Annotated in this window: 4 protein-coding genes; all 4 read left to right on the plus strand. The window is 30.8% G+C overall.

Going from position 1 to position 2617, the window contains the following annotated elements:
- The coding region (locus tag U880_RS0102485; RefSeq protein WP_024654630.1) for a DUF759 family protein at positions 1-918 on the plus strand (918 nt) is incomplete at its 5' end.
- Positions 919-928: 10 nt separating this feature from the next.
- On the plus strand, positions 929-1489 hold the full coding sequence (locus U880_RS0102490; RefSeq protein WP_014683063.1) for a DUF792 family protein: 561 nt from the start codon (positions 929-931) through the stop codon (positions 1487-1489).
- 3 nt (positions 1490-1492) lie between these two features.
- Positions 1493-2428 (plus strand): DUF693 family protein, encoded by a 936-nt coding sequence (locus U880_RS0102495; protein ID WP_024654631.1) that lies wholly within the window; start codon positions 1493-1495, stop codon positions 2426-2428.
- Between the two features lie 3 nt (positions 2429-2431).
- A partial coding sequence (locus U880_RS0102500) for a DUF777 family protein (RefSeq protein ID WP_024654632.1) occupies positions 2432-2617 on the plus strand: 186 nt, incomplete at its 3' end.

Here is a 2617-nt window from a genome sequence, read left to right on the forward strand (position 1 = left end):
TCAAAAGACTTGAGAAAATTAGAATATGAATCACTCTCTAAGCAAAAAAATTTACTAAGTAAAAGTAGTAAAAATATACTTCAAATTGCTACGGGTACTGCTATTGGTCAATTAGCAGCAGGAGGTATAAAAGGAGCTTTTTCAGGCACACTTGGCTTTGCAAAACAAGCTCTTGAGGCTGATGCAATAAAAAAAAGACATCAAGCATTTAACTTAAAAGTCTTTGACGAAGACGAATATAATGCTCTAAATAAAAAAATAAGTGACCTGCAAGGATTTGAACGAGAAGCTGATAAGGAATTGTTTTTACGTTCTGCTGCTGTTCTTAAGGGTGATCTCAATGAATTAGGTATTAATACAAAAGAAAATCTAAATTCAGCTGTTATGCTTGCTGCAAGTCTTAAATCTAGTGGTATTAGTGATAATGATGCTATTTCAGAAGTTTCAACACTACTAAAAGGTGAAGGAGGCTCTATTTTTAAAGCTATGAGTGTCTTTAAAGAATTTGGTCATAAATATAGCGAACAAAAACAAATGGAATATGAACGCGTTACATCATTAAATAATGAATTTGATTCACGAATAAACTTAATCAAAGAAATACATAAAGATTTACTATCAACTGGTCTCACAAAAGCTACTTCTTTTAAAGAAGATACTAGTAGTAAAGTTACAAAAATTACTGAAAACCTAAACACACTTACCGTTAATGCACTCAAACCACTACTTGGCATATTAACCAAATTAACAAATTGGTTAGTGGAATTTAGTTTTCAGAAAAGTATTATTGAACCATTAAAATCAGTGTTCAATTTCTCTAAATTAACATCAAGTATTGTACAAGGTTTTAAAGACTGGTGGAACGGCACAGATTCTACTAAAACTGAAACTGACAGTAGCGTAGAAACACCTCATTAGGAGAGTAAATATGAATTCATTTCAAATTACTAACTTGATCAAAGAAATAGTCACACAAACACTTAGTTTGTTCGTACACGATAATTTTATAGTTCTATTCCCAAGAATGGACTTCAAAGGATTAGGATATGTTCCACAATTGTTCTTCATAAAACCTAAAAACGAACTTATAAACATAACTTATAACACTTCATGCTCAAAACGTCCTATTATTAATTACTACACTAGAAAAGCCGAGTATGTAAGTTATAATCCAATACTAAACAGTGAAATTATTAGCCTAAATTCTGGTGTTCTAACCAGTTTCTATAAGGAAATAATTGAAGATCTTCAAGCATCTATTTTTGGCTCTGCAATACTACAATATGACAGTCATTTAGTCAAAGCTCAATTTAGAAATAGAATCGAAGCCGGAGTACCTTTTAGTGCTTTTAGTCCAGCTTTTGGCATAAAAGAAGCAGTAACATTAACTTCTGTCACACTCAAAGACACTCCAAATATTGATGAAGTTGAAGTAAGTCTCACTATGGAAGTTGCCAAAACTTTTACTACTTCAGAAGATAAAGGATAACATATGATAAAATATGACTTCAAAATAGAATTTTATAACTCTCATATTCTTGACAATTCTACAACTGGTGATTCTATTCCAGAAGACAATCCAAAAATTGTTATTGAAACTCATAATGGAATACATGTAGACATATCGATATCAGATTTGTATTCAAGCTATAAATATGTGGCCTCAAAACAAGCCAAATTAACTCTTTGGAACTTACCTTTAGACTTTACAGAATCAATCAAAGAAGGCGACATCGTCAAAATATTTTATAAGAAGTTTTATGACGCCAAACAATATGACTTTATTATGGCTGGATATTTAGGAGTGCCGATGAGCACTGATTATCCCAGTGGCGACTTTAGTGTTGATTTGGAACTTCATTTAGCCTCAAAGAGTAATTTCTTTAATAGAAAACTTGAAAATACTCAATTCAAAGGTATGACAGTAGAAGATGCGATCAAATCAGCTTTTCCTAATAGAAATATCATTAATATGAGCATAAAAGATCGTTCTACAATAATTACTGAAAGTTTTTACGCAGAAACACCTAAAGAATTTGTAGAAAAAATTACTAAAAAATATGTTCAAAACATCAAAACAGATATTGGAAATAATAATGGTGTTGAATGTAATTATATATTTACAAATATTAATTTGTCTGAACCAGACTCAAAATATATGCCCCTTGAAGACTTTGGACTTGAATTTATTCCTCAACAAGAGATTAGTATTGGCACTACTAGAAAAATTAGAATGATTTATTGGCGTGCCAAAATTATGTATACACACACATTAAAAGTTGGAACTAAGGTTAGTTTCATTGACTCGCTTGGTCAAAAGATTAAAAACACAATTTTAGAAACTAGTGCCATATTAAGTAACACTGGCGAATGTTCTTTAATGCTAAAACTTCATGACGATTCTAATCATATTAAAATCGAAGGATAATAAATGAACTTAAATTACGAAATTTACAGAATGAATTCCAAAATGCAAGGCTCTGCATTAACACAAGAAGAGATAAAACAATGGATATACTCTAATGTCCTTATTTCTAAAGTGGGCATTATCAAATCTTTTAATTCGCAGACACAAGAAGCCGTGGTTATAATTCCAGAATACAAAAACTTAGAAATA

Source organism: Borrelia hispanica CRI (assembly GCF_000500065.1).
GTDB lineage: Bacteria > Spirochaetota > Spirochaetia > Borreliales > Borreliaceae > Borrelia > Borrelia hispanica.

Excerpts from the sequence above, each read along its gene's own strand:
- U880_RS0102490 (WP_014683063.1), top strand. The coding sequence starts at position 929 with ATGAATTCATTTCAAATTACTAACTTGATCAAAGAAATAGTCACACAA.
- U880_RS0102495 (WP_024654631.1), top strand. The coding sequence starts at position 1,493 with ATGATAAAATATGACTTCAAAATAGAATTTTATAACTCTCATATTCTT.